Raw genomic sequence first — 15,098 nt, forward strand, 5'->3', positions numbered from 1 at the left:
TTATTTTAGCAGCAGCATTTTTTTTGTCTGAATAAATGTACCGGATTTTAATTGATAGTAATAAACTCCGCTTGGAAAATTACTTCCATCAAATTCAATTTTATAATTTCCCGGAGTTTGAACTCTATTAACTAATGTTTTAATTTCTCTACCCAAAACATCATAAACAATTATTTGTAAAGACGGGATATATCCCGTCTCTACAATTGGAATTGAATATTCTATTGTGGTTGTTGGGTTAAACGGATTCGGGTAATTCTGCTGCAATTCAAAATTACTTGGAATATTTTTAATATCTTCTTCGATATTTACTACTGCTTCAAAATTCATTCTTTCAATTGAATTTATAACTTTTCTATTTTCATCAAATCCGCCGAAAATATAAATATAACCATATAAAGTTGCTGTCATAAAATTATATCTTGCTTGTTGAATCGGCATTGCTGATTCAATAAAATATTGATCATCGAAAACAGAAAAAACTTCCACAGAATTTAATGCGGGAGAACTTTCGTTATATCCACCGATTATAATTATTTGATTTGGATCCATTCCAAGAACTGCTCTTCCACCGGCTCGAGGCTCCAATAATTTTATATCTAATTTTTTATAACTATGATCAATAATATTGTATTTATAAATATCTTGCGAAATTCCATTTATAACTCCGCCGAAAATAAAAATATCGTCTCCAACAACTTCCGACATTTGCTGCTCTGGAAAATCTTCATTAGTAAAAAGTGTATCATTTTTAAAACTAATTACTGATTCATTTAAATTATATTCAACAATATATGCAAGTGTGTCAGAACGAGTTCCGGGAAGGGGATTTCCTCCAATGATATAAAAATTATCGCCAATTATATGTCCCGTTGAAAAAATTCTATTAAAATTATTATTATAATTTAAAGCCATTTCACTGTTAATATCGGCACCCCAATTTGTAATTCCGGTAATTGAGGTATCATCTGAATTAACTCCGCCAAAAAAGTAAATTTGATTATTATAATTTTCTACAACTAAACCAAATCGTTCGGTTATCATTGTATCAAGATTCCACAAGTTTGAAGATAAATTATATCTTTGCACCCAATTTGTATTTCTTTGAGTTGAATCAGAATATCCGCCGATTATGAAAACATTATCAAAATTCTGCCAAATATCACCGCCGGCAACCGGTTTTGGCATGGAATTATAAAATTCCCAATATGAAAACTGCGCCCAATTTGCAGCAGTTACAAATAAAAATATTATTAAAAATTTTCTCATAATTTAACTTTCCAAATTGAACTAAATTTATAAATGCTCAATAACTATACCATAATAATTATTGATAATTTTTCATGTTGAATTTCATTTCTAAAGTATCATTCTTTACAATTTTGATTATCGTTTCAATATCAGAAAATTGGGGATTTTTCAATGTTAATTTGTAATTTCCTTCAATTAATTTTATTGGAAATTCAAGAGGAGTAATTCCTTTCTTTTCTCCGTTCAAATAAATTTCTCCCCACGGATAAATTTGACAATCGAAGTAACCAAAAAGTGTATCTAAATTAATTTCAATAAATGTTAATTTTTTTGGATTAATTTTAATGCTATCAGAATATTTTGGATAATCCGGATGAACTAATGTGAGCAAATAATTTCCGGATTTTGTGGTGATATTTTTCTCAAGCGGAGTTGTTTCTATAAATTTATTATCTAAATAAACTTTTGCCCACGGATAACATTTTATAAAAAGTTCGCCGAAAATATTTTCTGAAGAATTTAAATTTTCCGGGGAAATTATTTTATCATCATTTTGCGGAATTAAATTTTCATCTTTTTCATTTTCTGATAATTTTTGAGAATCAACTTTTTCAGCTTTAAAATTCGGTTGATTTGTAAAATTTGTATCAGAAAAATCATCTGTTTTGAGATTATGAATTTCAGTTGAATTTCTGTTTTCAAAATTGTTTAATAAAAATTTCAACAAAAAAATTATACTTATAATTCCGAAAAAAATAAAAATGGGAAGAAGAATTTTATTCCTATTTTTTTCTTCAATTTTATTTGAGTTAACACTTTCAACATTAAAAATTTTCAAAATATTTTTGCACGAATCAAATCTGTCATTTGGATTAAATGCCAGTAATCCTTTTAAAACTTTGTTAATTTCATCGGAAAAATTTTGAAAAATAGTTTCGTAATTATCTTCGTTAAAAGAAATTATATTATTTATTGTTTCATTTGTATTTTCACCAAGAAAAATATTTTTTCCAAGAAATAATTCGGCAGTCGTAATTCCTAGCGAAAATAAATCACTTTTAAAAGTTAACTGTTCACCTTGAATTTGTTCGGGCGACATATAAGCCGGAGTTCCAACAACAGAATATTTTTGCGTAACAAAATTGTTTAATGAATCTTGAGCCAAACCAAAATCTGTTAATTTAACTTCATAGTTCTCGTTTACTAAAATATTTTCCGGTTTAATATCTCTGTGAATTACATTTTTTGAATGAGCAAAATCCAATGCTTTTACAATTTGCAGAAAAATATTTTTTTTATTTTCTTCAGATAATTTAATAGAATTTAAAACTTGGCGGAGATTTTTACTTTCGAAAAATTCGAACGAAATGTAGAAATGTTTTTCAAACATTCCGAAATCAAAAACTTTAATAATATTCGGATGTTCAAGCTGGGCAAGGATTTTAGCTTCCCGTTTAAATCTTTCAATAATTGATGAATCCGGAATCGTATCAATGTTTAAAATTTTTAGAAACACTTTTTTTTCTAAAAAAATATGATTTGCCAAATAAACTGCGGAATGTTCATCTTTTTTAAAGCAGCTTTGAATTTCAAATTTTTTAAAAAGTATTTCGTTTGAATTTTCTTTCATTCGAATTCACTTTTAAATTCTTTCATTTTTAATTGAATCCATCTTACGGAAACATCGAGAGATTTTGCGGCTAAAGTTTTATTCCCTTGAAATTCGTTTAATCTATCTAACAGAATTTTCTTCTCTAATTCTCTTAATGTACTTTTGTTTGAAATATCATTTGCTTCATTTTCAAGCGCAATATGTTCTTCTCCTAAAATTCCATCTGTCGATAAAATTATGGCACGACTTAAAACATTCTGCAATTGTCTAACATTTCCGGGCCAAGAATAATTTTCTAATTTGGTAATTGCATCAATATTTAATTTGATTTTTTTATTTCCTCCGGATTCGATAAAATTATGAGCGAGTAAAGAAATATCATCTTTTCGTTCGCGTAAAGTGGGAACTCTAATTGGGAAAACATTTAGGCGGTAATACAAATCTTCTCTAAATTTTCCATCTTCAACTAATTTTTTAAGATTTTTATTTGTCGCAGTAAGAATTCTAACATTTACTTTTTTAACTTTTGTATCGCCAAGTCTAATTATTTCCTTATTCTCAATTACACGTAAAAGTTTTGCCTGAAGTGCACTTGATATATCCGCAATTTCATCTAAGAAAAAAGTTCCTTCGTCAGCAATTTCAAAAAGTCCTTTTTTATCTTTTATAGCTCCGGTAAATGCGCCTTTTACATAACCAAATAATTCACTTTCCAAAAGGCTGTCCGGAATTGATCCGCAGAATTGCGCTAAATATGGGGAGTTTTTTCTTGGGCTTAATTTGTGAATTGCTTTTGCAACAAGATCTTTTCCGGAACCGCTTTCGCCCAATATTAACACGGTTGCATCGGTGTTTGCAACTCTGAAAATAGTTTTAGTAAGTTCCTTAATTGGTTTACTTTCACCAATCATTTCCGGAATTTTATCAACGGATTCCAAAACATTTTTCAAGCGGATATTTTCATCGGCAAGATTTTCAATTTCGAAAATTTTCTCTAAAGTTATTGATGACAAATTTGAAAAGAATTGTAAAAACAATAAATTTTTATCAGTAAATTCTTTTCTATCGGTTTGACTATCAACCAAAATAACTCCCCAAATATTTTCATTCTTTTTAATCGGAACTCCTAAGATTGAAGTTATTTTGTGAAGCTGAACACTTTCAAACTGAGTTAATTTAGGATTTGATTGAACATCATGATATAGAATAGGCTTGTTTTTATTTACCACTTGCTGCATTACACTTGAAGAAAAATTTGATAAATCCGAAATATTTTCCTTCTTTAAATTTCTTGCCGAGACAATACTGAATTTAAAAGTTTCCGAATCGTATTTTGCAAATAAACCTCGTTCGGCATTTGTAACTTCAATTAAAATATCAATTATATTTTCAATTAAAGGTTCTTCTTGTGAAGCTGAATTTAAAGTTTGACTTAAATTATATAAGGCTTCGTATTGATCTTTTGTAAGATTTTTAAGCTCATTAATATTTGGAAAATTTTTTTTCATAAATTTTACTTTATTACAAAACTAAATTTTTTTGATTGTGTTCGGTTTTCAAATTCATCAATTGACAAAATTACCCAAAAGTAATCGCCGGAAGATAAATTAGCATTTGTCGTAAATTCAATTTCCGTTGAACTTATTTCATTTTGCCACATTAAAGTTGGAGCAATTTCATCCGTATAAATTTCTAACAAATATTTAAAATCAAAACCCGGTTTAAATCTATTCCATGCCAGTATTGGATTTGGCGAGTTTACTGTATCTTTTCCAATAGGTGAAATAGCGGTAATTTCTTCTTTAATAATTCTTTTAATATTTGTTTTACCAATTTCAAATTTTTTAGATTCTGCGTCCAAGACATTAATTTTAAATTCTTTTCCAATTACAATATCTATCGATGTAATTTTTAAATCTTCCAGAGTAATTGAATTTTCGTAAAGCTTCTGCGAGGCATTGTACATAAGCTGTTTATTTATTTTCAGTTCAGAGTTTTCGATAAATACAGAATCAACATCATTTTCCAAATCATTAATTTTAACTTTAATTCCTAAACTATAATTTTGCTGCGATGGATATTTATTTTCGGTTATGCTGTAAAATTTCAAATCGGAAATTACCGGAATTGCATTAAGAAAAATATTTTGTGAAATCTTTTTCTGATTGTTGAAACTAACGAAAACTGAATCAGAGGAATATCCGGCTTTCTCAATAATCAGCCAGCCGTTATTTCGTTCAATATTTTCAATTTCGAAAAAACCATTTTCGTTAGAATTTGTAATTATTCCTTCATTCACCCAAAAAATTTCAACATCTTTTATTGGTGTTTGCGGAATTTTTACGGTTTTTATGTAACCGTCTAAAATGCTGATATTATTATCCGGATTTTCCGGATCAAGCGGATTATTATGCGGCGCATTGCATGAAAATAAAATGGATATTGAAATTATGAAAATAATTTTTCGTGAATTATTTAGCATTTTAGTTGTATTAAATTATTAATTCTTAAATTAAGAAAAAAATAACTCTGATGTATTCAAAATATATGAAAGTATTATTTAGAAATTATGGATGGAATCACACTTGTAAAGTTAAAAATCATAACTCATTTTAGATAAATCATTTTTTTTGTAATGGAAAAATTTTCTGTAATCAATGAATAATAATAAATTCCCGAACTTAATTCTTCTGCATCAAAATTTACTTGGTAATTTCCAGGAGTTTTTTTCTCGTTTACCAATGTTTTGATTTCTCTTCCCAAAACATCATAAATTTTCAATGAAACATGATCATTGTCATCCCGAACTTGTTTCGGGATCTTTGAATTATTTTGATGCTGAAATGAATTCAGCATGACAGACTGTGAAATAGAATATTCTATTGTCGTTGTTGGATTAAACGGATTTGGATAATTTTGTTTTAATACGAATTTATTTGGGATTTCAGATTTCTCATAATTTACATTTGTAATTGGATTCAAATCTAATTTATAAATTCCTCTTCCGTGAGTTCCGATTGCTAAATAATTTTCCGTGGAATGAATTTTCATATCGTTTACAACAACAATTGGTAAATTACTTCCTAAAATTTCCCAATTATTCCCTTCATCGTAACTTACAAATACTCCAATATCATTTCCTAGATAAAGAATTTTTGGATTTATTTTATCAATTTCAAAAGCGTTAACTGGTGCATCTGGTAATCCCTTATTAATTTCTTGCCAGCTTTCGCCAAAGTTTTCACTTCTAAAAACATGGGACTGAGGTTCTGCCCAACGCAAACCGGAAAAAGTTGCATAAACAATATTTTCTTTTGTTGGATGAACTGCAACTCTTGTAACCCATCTTTGCGGAAGATTATTAGAAATGTTTTCCCAAGTATTTCCGTAATCTTTAGTCACCCAAACATTTCCATCATCCGTTCCCGCATAAATTACATTTGAGTCTGAAGGCGAAACTGCAATTGTAGAAATTGTACCAATTTTTTTTTCAAAATTATAATCAGTCAATTTTGGACTAATTGAATCCCAAGTTTCTGCAGAATTTATAGTTCTGTAAATTTTATAAGTTCCGTAATATAAAACATTTGAATTATTTGGGTCCATTGCAACCGGAGTTGACCAATTTGTTGGTTCACTTTGATTAATTCCGTTTAAGGTCCAATTAAAATTCTTTCCACCATCAATACTTTTAAATAAATTTCCAAATTGTGATTCTGCAAAAATTATTTGCGAATTATTCGGATCGACAATTGTGTAAAATCCATCTCCACCTAAAATTCTTTCCCAGTCATTTTCACTGCCGGAATTAGTAATAATAGTTCCGTTATCTTGAGTTCCACCCAAAAAAGTTTGCAAATTATTTTTATCCAAACCGATTTCATAAAATTGAGTTGCTGGAAGTTGAACCGGATTTGACCAAGTAATTCCGCCGTCTTGTGAAATATTAATTCCGCCATCATTTCCGGAAATTATATAATCCGGATTATTTGGATGAAATGCCAATGCGTGATGATCAACATGAAGCGGAAAATCAATTCCGTAACCGTAACTGAAATCCCAATTTACGCCGCTGTTTGTAGATTTTAAAAGCGGTACATCCAGAACAAAAATTGTTTCCGGAATTTGCGGATGAACTCTAACTTGTCCAAAATACCAGCCAAAATTTCCGCTTCCCGTAAAATCAGAATTTGTTTTTATCCAATTTTCTCCGCTATCAATCGATTTAAAAATTCCGGTTAAAAAAATTCCATCACTAAAAGTTGCATAAATAATTTGAGGATTTGATTGAGAAATACTTAAACCAATTCTTCCAATATTTTCAATTGCTTCATTTGGCAAACCATTTTCGGTTCCCAATTTTTCCCAAGTTTTCCCGCCATTAATTGTTTTGTAAATTCCGCTTGTTGGTCCATAAAGATGACTATTCAAAAGAAAAACTGGTCGCCTAACTCTTTCCCACATTGCCGCAAAAATTTCATTGGAATTATTTGGATTTATTACCAAATCAATTGCACCGGTTGAGTCTGATACAAACAGAGATTTTTCCCAACTTAAACCGGCGTCTTCGCTTAAAAAAACTCCTCTTTGTGAATTTGGTGTAAAATAACTTCCAACCGCCGCCACCCAAATTTTTTGCGAATTATTTGGATCAACAATTATTCTTCCAATAGAAACAGACGAATCCAATCCAATAAAATTCCAAGTTTCTCCGGCATTAATGGATTTGAAAATTCCAACTCCGGGGAAATTATTATGTCCACCGTTTGCTTCTCCGGTTCCCACAAAAATTATATTTGGATTATTTGGATCAGTTCCAATATCGCCAATTGATAAACACGGCTGTTCATCAAAAATTGGGAACCAATTTATTCCCGTATCTTCTGATTTAAAAACTCCACCGGTTGCCGACGCAGCATAAACTATATTCGGGTTTTGCGGATTAAATTCAATATCCACAACTCTTCCGCCAATATTTGTGGGACCAACAAATTCCCATTCAAAATTTTGCGATACACTATTTTTATTTAATTTTTGTTCTTTTCGTAAACTTTTAAATTGCGCAAATAATTCATTGTAAGCATTTTGTTTAAAATCATAATAGGGAAAAGTTCTTTTCACCATTTCATAATCGGCGGGGAAAAACTTTGCATCTAGATTTTTTTTCTTCGTAAAAACTTGATTTGTAAATTCTTTTTGCCAAAAATTTGAAAGGAAAAAGTGAATTGTTAAAAACGATATAACAAATAAATAAAATGTTTTTTTTGTCATCAGAAATTTTTGGAAAAATTTTTAATTTTCTCGAATCCCAAATTGAAATTGTGCATCAAATTACAATAATTTATAAAGAAAATAAATGAATATAGTTTACAAGCGAATTTTACCGGTTTTAGGCGGTGCAATTTTAGGATATGCATACTACTATTTTATTGGCTGTAATTCCGGAAGCTGTCCAATTACAAGCAATCCATATATTTCAACTGTTTACGGTGCGGCGGTAGGATTTTTAATTTCAATTCCTTCGAAAAAGAAAATAAAAGTAGAAAATGATAACTAAAGAAATAGAAATTGAAGATTTGGTGAAACAAATTCCCGATGCGGTTGTTTATTTGATGGAAAATGGAATTAGATGTTTACGTTGCGGCGAACCAATATGGGGAACTTTGGAAAATGCCGCAAAAGAAAAAGGTTTTACTGATTCAGAAATTAGTAAATTTGTTTCCGATTTAAATAATATTTCATCTTAAAATAAAATTAAATGATTTAGGAGAAGTGAATGAGCAATAACGATAAAACTCAAAATACATCAAACAAAAAATTTGATTTTCAAAATCCCAAACACAGAAGTTATCTTTATACCGGAATGTTTATTGTTGCGGTATTATTTTTCTTTGTAATCAACAATACAAATGGTGAATCGGAAGAAGGTCCGTATCCGCCGAATTATAATTTAGATACATCGAAATTAACCAACCTTTCTGATTACAAAGGCAAAGTTATAATTTTAGATTTCTGGGCAACTTGGTGTCCACCTTGTAGAAAAGGAATTCCGGACTTAATTGAAATTAAAAAAGAATTTAAAGATAAAGGCGTTGAAGTTATCGGAATTTCACTTGATAGCTTTACAAGAGGCGGAGCAACTAAAAATGATGTTATTCCGTTTATGAAAGATTATGGAATTAATTATCCAATTTTAATTGGAGATATGAATGTTGCTCAGCAATACGGCGGAATAAATTCAATTCCTACTTCATTTGTAATTGATAAAGAAGGATATATTGTTTCTTATTATCAAGGATTAATAGAAAAAGCGCAATATGTAAGTGATATTAATAAAGCATTAGCAAAAAATTATGTTTCGGATAAAAAATATATTGCTCCGGAATTTTCATTACCAAAAGCAAAATAACAATGAATAAAATGAAATATTTAATAGCACTTTTAATTGTATCAGCATTAATTTTTGTTTCTTGTAAACAAGAAGTAAAGTTTGATGAAAAAAAATATTCAGAAGAATTTAGAGGATATGCAAAAGAATATTTACTTGGCTTAAAATCTGTTTTGATGAAAAATATGCACGAAGGCGGACCGATTAAAGCAGTTACAGTTTGTGCCGATACGGCTTCGGATTTGACAAAACTCTATGCAGAGACAATGAATTTGGAAATTAAGAGAGTAAGTTTTAAAAATCGAAACGAAAATAATCAACCGGATAATTTTGAAAAAGAAAGTTTGAAAAAATTTGAAGAATTATTTGCCGTAAATAAAATTAACGCCGAAACAGAAATTATAAAAAAAGTAAATGTTGATGGAAAAGAATCTATCAGATATGTGAAACCAATTCTTGTTGAAGCTCCGTGTTTAAATTGTCATGGAAGCGCAAATGAAATTATCCCGGAAGTAAAAGAATTAATTCAGAAAAAATATTCTAATGATAAAGCAACCGGTTATAAAATTGGCGATTTAAGAGGCGCAATTTCGATTACAAAAAAATTGTAAACTAAACTGAGTAAAAGTATTTTTAATTCTTCTAAGAATTTAAAATTTATTTTTACTCAGTTTTTATTTTAAAATTTTTATTTCTTTACTAACATTTCCAAGTTTAACATAATTCAATAATTTCAATTTCATCATGTTTGTAATTTCTGCACCTTTTGTAATAAGTACAAATCCGTTTTTATCTACAATATCGGCAGCAGCCACAACTCCGGGTTCAACCTCATCAATATTGGTCGAAATTAATTTTAAGTTTTGATAAATTCCCGCAATTGTTGCATCCAAGGCAATTAAAACATTTGGATCAAATTCTTCTTCATATTTTTTTAGTTCATCATAAGCATCTTCAAAAGACATTCCGGTTGTTACATAACTATCAAATTTATTTAGTACATAAAGAATTCTTGAAGCAATAGGAAGCTGTTCACCGCAAATATCATATTTGTTTTCACTTTTGTATGGATGAAATTGAAAAAAAATTGATTCGGTAATATTTTCCATCCGGGGAATATTTTTTAACAAAGATTTACCGACTTGCGGATGTTGATTAAAAATATTTTCTAAATCAATATCTAACTTTTCACCTTTAAATTTCTTATCAAGAATTTCCGAGGGCATTGTTACTAAGCCGATTTGAGAAAGTAATGAGCTTACTTCAACCTCCCATTTGTTTTCTATATTTAATAAGCTTACAATTTGAGGAATAAATTTTTGAAAACGTGAAACTCTGCTAAAAGCCACGGGATTTACGGTTGATAGAATATCGATTAATATTTTTATTGTTCCTTTTAAAGTTTTATCTAATAAATCTTTTTCCGCATTTATTAATTTGAATTGTAGAACTCCATCATTAATTGATGAAAGTAATTTATCGGTTGAGCAAGGTTTGGTTAAAAGTCGAAATATATTTCCCTCATTAACAGCTTCAATTGTTGTTGATAAATCTGCAAAACCGGTTAACATCATTCTAACTGTATCCGGAGCAAAATCTTTTACGTGTGAAAGAAATTGATTTCCGTTCATTTCCGGCATTTTATAATCCGATACTACAACTGCAAAAGGTCCTTCTTGCTTTAATGTTGAAAGTGCCAATTTACCAGAAGTTGATGTTATAATTTCAAAGTGTGAACGTAAATTTCGTTTATACCCGGAAAGCACATGTTCTTCATCATCAACAAGAAGTATTTTAGGATTCATGCAAATCTTCTCCTTCATCTTTGTCAAAATCAGCAATTATTTCATTGATGTTTGTTTCATCTAAACTTTCTATGTTAAATTTATTATTGTAAGATATTTTGTGTGCGATAAATAATATTTTTGTCGGCGTAAATAAATCCGGTTCCGTAAAAATATAATTGTGGTGAAATGCCACAGCTTCAACAATTGGATCCGGCAAACCCCAAACACCTAATAAATATGCTCCAATATTTGCGTGAGAAGTTTTTGAAAATTGTAAATTTATTTCTTCAACTGAATAATTATTTAGAAGAATTAATTCGCCAATATCATGAAGCAATCCGCTTAAGTATGAATCCTCAGTATCTTCATTTGAAAATGATTTTAACAATGCAATTCTCCTTGCTAACAAAGCTACCTTATTACTGTGATCCCAAACTTCTTTAAATATTTTTGAATTTTTGTTTTTTTCTTCAAATGCTTTGAAAAGTTTTATTGTTAAAACTAAAGTTTGAATCATTTTGATTCCCAAAAAACTTAAAGCTTGCTTAATATTAGTAATATTATGAGGAAGACCAAAAAAAGCGGAATTTGTAAGTTGAAGAATTTTTGCAGTAATTATCGGATCGTTAGCAATAATATTTCCAATTTTATCTATTGATGTGTTTGGAGAATTAATTTCATTTTCAAGTTTTATGTAAATTTCCGGTAAACTTGGAAGTGTATCTAATCCATTTACAACTTTTTGTAATTCATCATTGTTTAATATTTCTTTTAATCTTATTGTTCTTTCAATTGTTGTTTTTAAAATTCTTGGACTTGTAGGTTTTAAAAGTGACTGATGAACAATTTTCGAATTCTTCAAAGCCAATTCATCGCTGGCGTAACCGGAAAGTGTAATTCTAATTATTCTTGGAAATTTATCTTTTACTTCCTGCAAAAGCTGAGTTCCATCAATTCCCGGCATTCTAATATCGGAAACAATTACATCAACATGATTATTATCTAAAATATTTATTGCTTCATTCCTTCCGTTTGCATAAAGCAGTTTCCACTCTTTATTCATTGGATACATCATTCTTCTGATTCCGGAAAGAACGTTTTCACTGTCATCGACAAATAATACACTTAAATTCATATAGTTTTTCTATTAATTTTATTTTTAAACTTGAACTACTGGTAATTTAATATTTATACTTGTCCCAACATTTTCTTCCGTATCCACTTCAATACTTCCGCCATGTTTATTTACAATAATATCGTAAGCTATGGAAAGTCCTTGTCCGGTTCCTTTCCCCACTTCTTTGGTTGTAAAGAAAGGTTCAAAAATTCTATTTTTAATTTTTTGAGACATTCCAATTCCATTATCTTTAACATTAATTTCTATAAAATTATTTTTATTTAAAGTTTTAATTAATATTTGTCCTTTAATTGAATCAGTATTCTTAAATTTACTTTCTAAAGCGTGAGAAGCATTTACAATAATGTTAACAAAAACTTGTCCTAAATCTGAAGCATAACAAACAAAGGAATTTATTGTATCATCAAAATCCGTAACCATTTCTGCGTAATATTTCCATTCATTTCTCGAAATTGTTATTGAATTTTGAATTAATTTATGTAAATCTGTAGCTACTTTTTCTTTTGGACCTGAGTGAGAAAAATCACGCATTGCTCCAACTATTTTCGCAATTCTTTCAACTCCTTTTATAGATTGATCAATTGCAGAAGGGAGTTCTTCAATAAGAAAATCAAAATCTATTTCTGATAAAATTGGTTGAAGTTCATTTGAATCTGCTTTATTGTTTTTTATTTTATTAAGTATTTCCAAAACCGGATTTAAGGAAATTTGTGTGTCTCTTAAAAAATATAAATTATCGTTTATAAATTGGGAAGGTGTATTTATTTCGTGTGCAATCCCCGAGGCTAAGGTACCAATAGCTTCCATTTTTTGCAAATGTCTAATCTGAGTCTCATTTTTTCTAACTTCTGTTAAATCTCTTATTATACCTTGTGCACCAATTTTATTGTTGAACATTAAATTACTTACAGAGACTTCCACATCTTTTTCAATTCCGTTTTTTGTAATAATTCTCATTTCATATTTAGAAGGAACTTTTTCACCTTTACTTACTTTTTGTTCTCTATCTATAATAATTTTTTTACTTTCATCGGTAACAAAATCTAACATATTAAAGTCAGAGGCAAGAAGATCTTCCTCATCTATTTCTAATAATTCAAGAAATTTTTTGTTTACAATTTCAAATTTTCTGTTAATTAATAAGTAAACCGCTTCATTTAACTTATCAATTAACATTCGATATTTAAATTCAGCTTCATGAAGAATTCTTAATACTTGATTTTGTTCAGTAATATCTTCAACAACTACTTCGTAATAAACAACTTTATTATTTCTATCTTTTATTGACCAAGCACTTTGTCTAACATCAATTTTTGTTTTATCTTTTTTGAGCAGAATATCTTCGTATCCGATTGTGTGTTCTTCACGTTTTAATAAATTTAAAAGCTTAAATTCATTTGTCGGTGATAAATAAATGTTTTCATTTTTAACTCTTATCAATTCATATTCAGAATTATACCCGAGCATTTTAACTAATGCCGGATTAGCCATAATAATTTTACCATCTTCGTCTAATCTGAGTATTCCCAAGGTTGAATTTTCAAAAAGTTTATTAAATCGATATTGACTCTCTTCAAGTTTAGTTTCAAATTGTTTTCTTTCTGTTAAATCGACTGTAATTCCATATGTTCCAATAATTTTATTTTCTTTATTTACTAGCGGAAATTTTGAAGTTTTACCCCAAGTTATTTTTCCGTTTTTATGGATTTCTGAATGTTCTTTTCCGATAAGTTCTTTACCGGTTGCCATAATTTGTTTTTCTTCTTTAAGATATATTTCAGCCACAGAGTAATCAAAAAAGTCCAAATCCGTTTTACCAAGTATCTCGTTTGAATTTTTTATTCCGAGAAAATTAATCATTGATTTATTTACTTTGGTAAATCTCGATTTTTCGTCTTTTACATAAATTTGGTGAGGTAAAAAATCTATGATAGTATTCAGAATATTATTATTACTTCTCAAAATTTCTATTTCATTTTTAAGAGACTCAATTAATTTATCTTTTTCCGAAGACAACATCGATTTTGGATTTTCTCTCCATATTCCGGTTAAATACCATTCATTATGAACTTCTGTAAGTGAAATTGACAATACTGATTCAAATTCTCTATTATTCTTATTTTTTGTAATAAAACTGGAAGAAGCTTTATAATCCTTTCCTATTGTAACAATTGTTTTAATATAATTTTCAAATTCGGAAATATTTTCTTGAGAAATAATTAATGAACTTATTGATTTATTAATGACTTCATTTTCTGCGTAGCCAAATAAACTTTTTGCCGATTCATTCCAAAAAATAATTTCAAAATTTTGATTAAAAGTAATAATTGCATCTTTTGTTGAATTAATTATTGCTTTGAATTTTGCTTCATTGTTAACAATTTTTTGTTCTGCAATTTTTCGTTTTGTTATATCTTGTTTAATAGCAATATAGTGAGTTACAATTCCATTTGAATTTTTTACCGGAGTAATAGTCATTTCCTCTGTATAAAAACTTCCATCCTTTTTTTTATTTATTATTTCATCACACCAAACATTACCAGCTTTTATTGTTTGCCAAAGATTTTTGTAAAAGTCATCTGAATGGTAACCCGATTTTAAAACTTTTGGATTAATATTTATTGCTTCTTCTTTTGAATATCCTGTTAACAAAGAAAATGCATTATTTATCCAAATAATTTTTCCTTCGGCATCAGTTATAGCAATTCCGTTAGCAGCAGCTTCCAGAGCTGTGCTTTGAAGAAAAGCAATTTTATTTTGTGGTGTAATTTCATCTTTTAAAATAAAATTAAAAGGTTTCGCCTCGATTACCTTTTCAAAAACATAATCATTCAATTTGTTTTTACTTTTAAAGTTCCTTGTAATATTTTCTTTCATTTAAATATCTATTTTTCTTCATTATCGAATTGTTGATAAATATTT

Annotated in this window: 12 protein-coding genes; 4 read left to right on the top strand and 8 right to left on the bottom strand. The window is 28.8% G+C overall.

Annotation, left to right across the window (positions count from 1 at the left end):
- The 5 genes from IPH62_08935 to IPH62_08955 all read right to left on the bottom strand — a co-directional run bounded on the left by IPH62_08935 (nucleotide 1) and on the right by IPH62_08955 (nucleotide 8,134).
- Nucleotides 1-1,269, bottom strand: coding sequence for a T9SS type A sorting domain-containing protein (locus IPH62_08935; GenBank protein MBK7105395.1), 1,269 nt, complete (start codon nucleotides 1,267-1,269; stop codon nucleotides 1-3).
- A 58-nt stretch (nucleotides 1,270-1,327) separates the two neighbouring features.
- Entirely contained in the window at nucleotides 1,328-2,881 is a 1,554-nt protein-coding gene (locus IPH62_08940) for a serine/threonine protein kinase (GenBank protein ID MBK7105396.1), read from the bottom strand.
- Nucleotides 2,878-4,371 carry a sigma 54-interacting transcriptional regulator gene (locus IPH62_08945; GenBank protein ID MBK7105397.1) on the bottom strand — a complete coding sequence of 498 codons (1,494 nt, stop codon included), beginning with the start codon at nucleotides 4,369-4,371 and terminating at the stop codon, nucleotides 2,878-2,880. Before IPH62_08945 ends, IPH62_08940 begins: the two co-directional genes overlap by 4 nt.
- Before the next feature lie 5 nt (nucleotides 4,372-4,376).
- Nucleotides 4,377-5,345, bottom strand: coding sequence for a hypothetical protein (locus IPH62_08950; GenBank protein MBK7105398.1), 969 nt, complete (start codon nucleotides 5,343-5,345; stop codon nucleotides 4,377-4,379).
- A gap of 125 nt (nucleotides 5,346-5,470) precedes the next feature.
- Nucleotides 5,471-8,134, bottom strand: coding sequence for a T9SS type A sorting domain-containing protein (locus tag IPH62_08955; GenBank protein MBK7105399.1), 2,664 nt, complete (start codon nucleotides 8,132-8,134; stop codon nucleotides 5,471-5,473).
- 85 nt (nucleotides 8,135-8,219) lie between these two features.
- Between IPH62_08955 and IPH62_08960 the strand changes: the two genes are divergently transcribed.
- From IPH62_08960 to IPH62_08975, 4 genes are read left to right on the top strand one after another with little or no spacing between them, the layout of a single operon-like run.
- Entirely contained in the window at nucleotides 8,220-8,420 is a 201-nt protein-coding gene (locus IPH62_08960) for a hypothetical protein (GenBank protein MBK7105400.1), read from the top strand.
- A complete protein-coding gene (locus tag IPH62_08965) occupies nucleotides 8,410-8,610 on the top strand; it encodes a DUF1858 domain-containing protein (GenBank protein MBK7105401.1) in 201 nt (66 codons plus the stop codon). Before IPH62_08960 ends, IPH62_08965 begins: the two co-directional genes overlap by 11 nt.
- A gap of 29 nt (nucleotides 8,611-8,639) precedes the next feature.
- Nucleotides 8,640-9,272: a TlpA family protein disulfide reductase gene (locus IPH62_08970; GenBank protein ID MBK7105402.1), complete on the top strand. Its 633-nt coding sequence runs from the start codon at nucleotides 8,640-8,642 to the stop codon at nucleotides 9,270-9,272.
- 11 nt (nucleotides 9,273-9,283) lie between these two features.
- Entirely contained in the window at nucleotides 9,284-9,862 is a 579-nt protein-coding gene (locus tag IPH62_08975) for a DUF3365 domain-containing protein (protein ID MBK7105403.1), read from the top strand.
- A gap of 63 nt (nucleotides 9,863-9,925) precedes the next feature.
- On the opposite strand, the gene IPH62_08980 is transcribed toward IPH62_08975, so the two are convergent.
- The 3 genes from IPH62_08980 to IPH62_08990 are packed head-to-tail and all read right to left on the bottom strand — an operon-like array spanning nucleotide 9,926 to nucleotide 15,053.
- Entirely contained in the window at nucleotides 9,926-11,056 is a 1,131-nt protein-coding gene (locus tag IPH62_08980) for a response regulator (protein ID MBK7105404.1), read from the bottom strand.
- Nucleotides 11,046-12,173: an HDOD domain-containing protein gene (locus tag IPH62_08985; GenBank protein ID MBK7105405.1), complete on the bottom strand. Its 1,128-nt coding sequence runs from the start codon at nucleotides 12,171-12,173 to the stop codon at nucleotides 11,046-11,048. The genes IPH62_08980 and IPH62_08985 overlap by 11 nt, the downstream gene beginning before the upstream one ends.
- Before the next feature lie 24 nt (nucleotides 12,174-12,197).
- On the bottom strand, nucleotides 12,198-15,053 hold the full coding sequence (locus tag IPH62_08990) for a PAS domain S-box protein (protein ID MBK7105406.1): 2,856 nt from the start codon (nucleotides 15,051-15,053) through the stop codon (nucleotides 12,198-12,200).
- Between the last annotated feature and the right edge of the window lie 45 nt (nucleotides 15,054-15,098).

This window comes from Ignavibacteriota bacterium, assembly GCA_016708125.1.
GTDB lineage: Bacteria > Bacteroidota > Ignavibacteria > Ignavibacteriales > Melioribacteraceae.

Excerpts from the sequence above, each read along its gene's own strand:
- IPH62_08955 (MBK7105399.1), bottom strand. The coding sequence starts at position 8,134 with ATGACAAAAAAAACATTTTATTTATTTGTTATATCGTTTTTAACAATT.
- IPH62_08935 (MBK7105395.1), bottom strand. The coding sequence starts at position 1,269 with ATGAGAAAATTTTTAATAATATTTTTATTTGTAACTGCTGCAAATTGG.
- IPH62_08945 (MBK7105397.1), bottom strand. The coding sequence starts at position 4,371 with ATGAAAAAAAATTTTCCAAATATTAATGAGCTTAAAAATCTTACAAAA.
- IPH62_08990 (MBK7105406.1), bottom strand. The coding sequence starts at position 15,053 with ATGAAAGAAAATATTACAAGGAACTTTAAAAGTAAAAACAAATTGAAT.
- IPH62_08975 (MBK7105403.1), top strand. The coding sequence starts at position 9,284 with ATGAAATATTTAATAGCACTTTTAATTGTATCAGCATTAATTTTTGTT.
- IPH62_08985 (MBK7105405.1), bottom strand. The coding sequence starts at position 12,173 with ATGAATTTAAGTGTATTATTTGTCGATGACAGTGAAAACGTTCTTTCC.
- IPH62_08970 (MBK7105402.1), top strand. The coding sequence starts at position 8,640 with ATGAGCAATAACGATAAAACTCAAAATACATCAAACAAAAAATTTGAT.
- IPH62_08950 (MBK7105398.1), bottom strand. The coding sequence starts at position 5,345 with ATGCTAAATAATTCACGAAAAATTATTTTCATAATTTCAATATCCATT.
- IPH62_08965 (MBK7105401.1), top strand. The coding sequence starts at position 8,410 with ATGATAACTAAAGAAATAGAAATTGAAGATTTGGTGAAACAAATTCCC.
- IPH62_08960 (MBK7105400.1), top strand. The coding sequence starts at position 8,220 with ATGAATATAGTTTACAAGCGAATTTTACCGGTTTTAGGCGGTGCAATT.
- IPH62_08940 (MBK7105396.1), bottom strand. The coding sequence starts at position 2,881 with ATGAAAGAAAATTCAAACGAAATACTTTTTAAAAAATTTGAAATTCAA.
- IPH62_08980 (MBK7105404.1), bottom strand. The coding sequence starts at position 11,056 with ATGAATCCTAAAATACTTCTTGTTGATGATGAAGAACATGTGCTTTCC.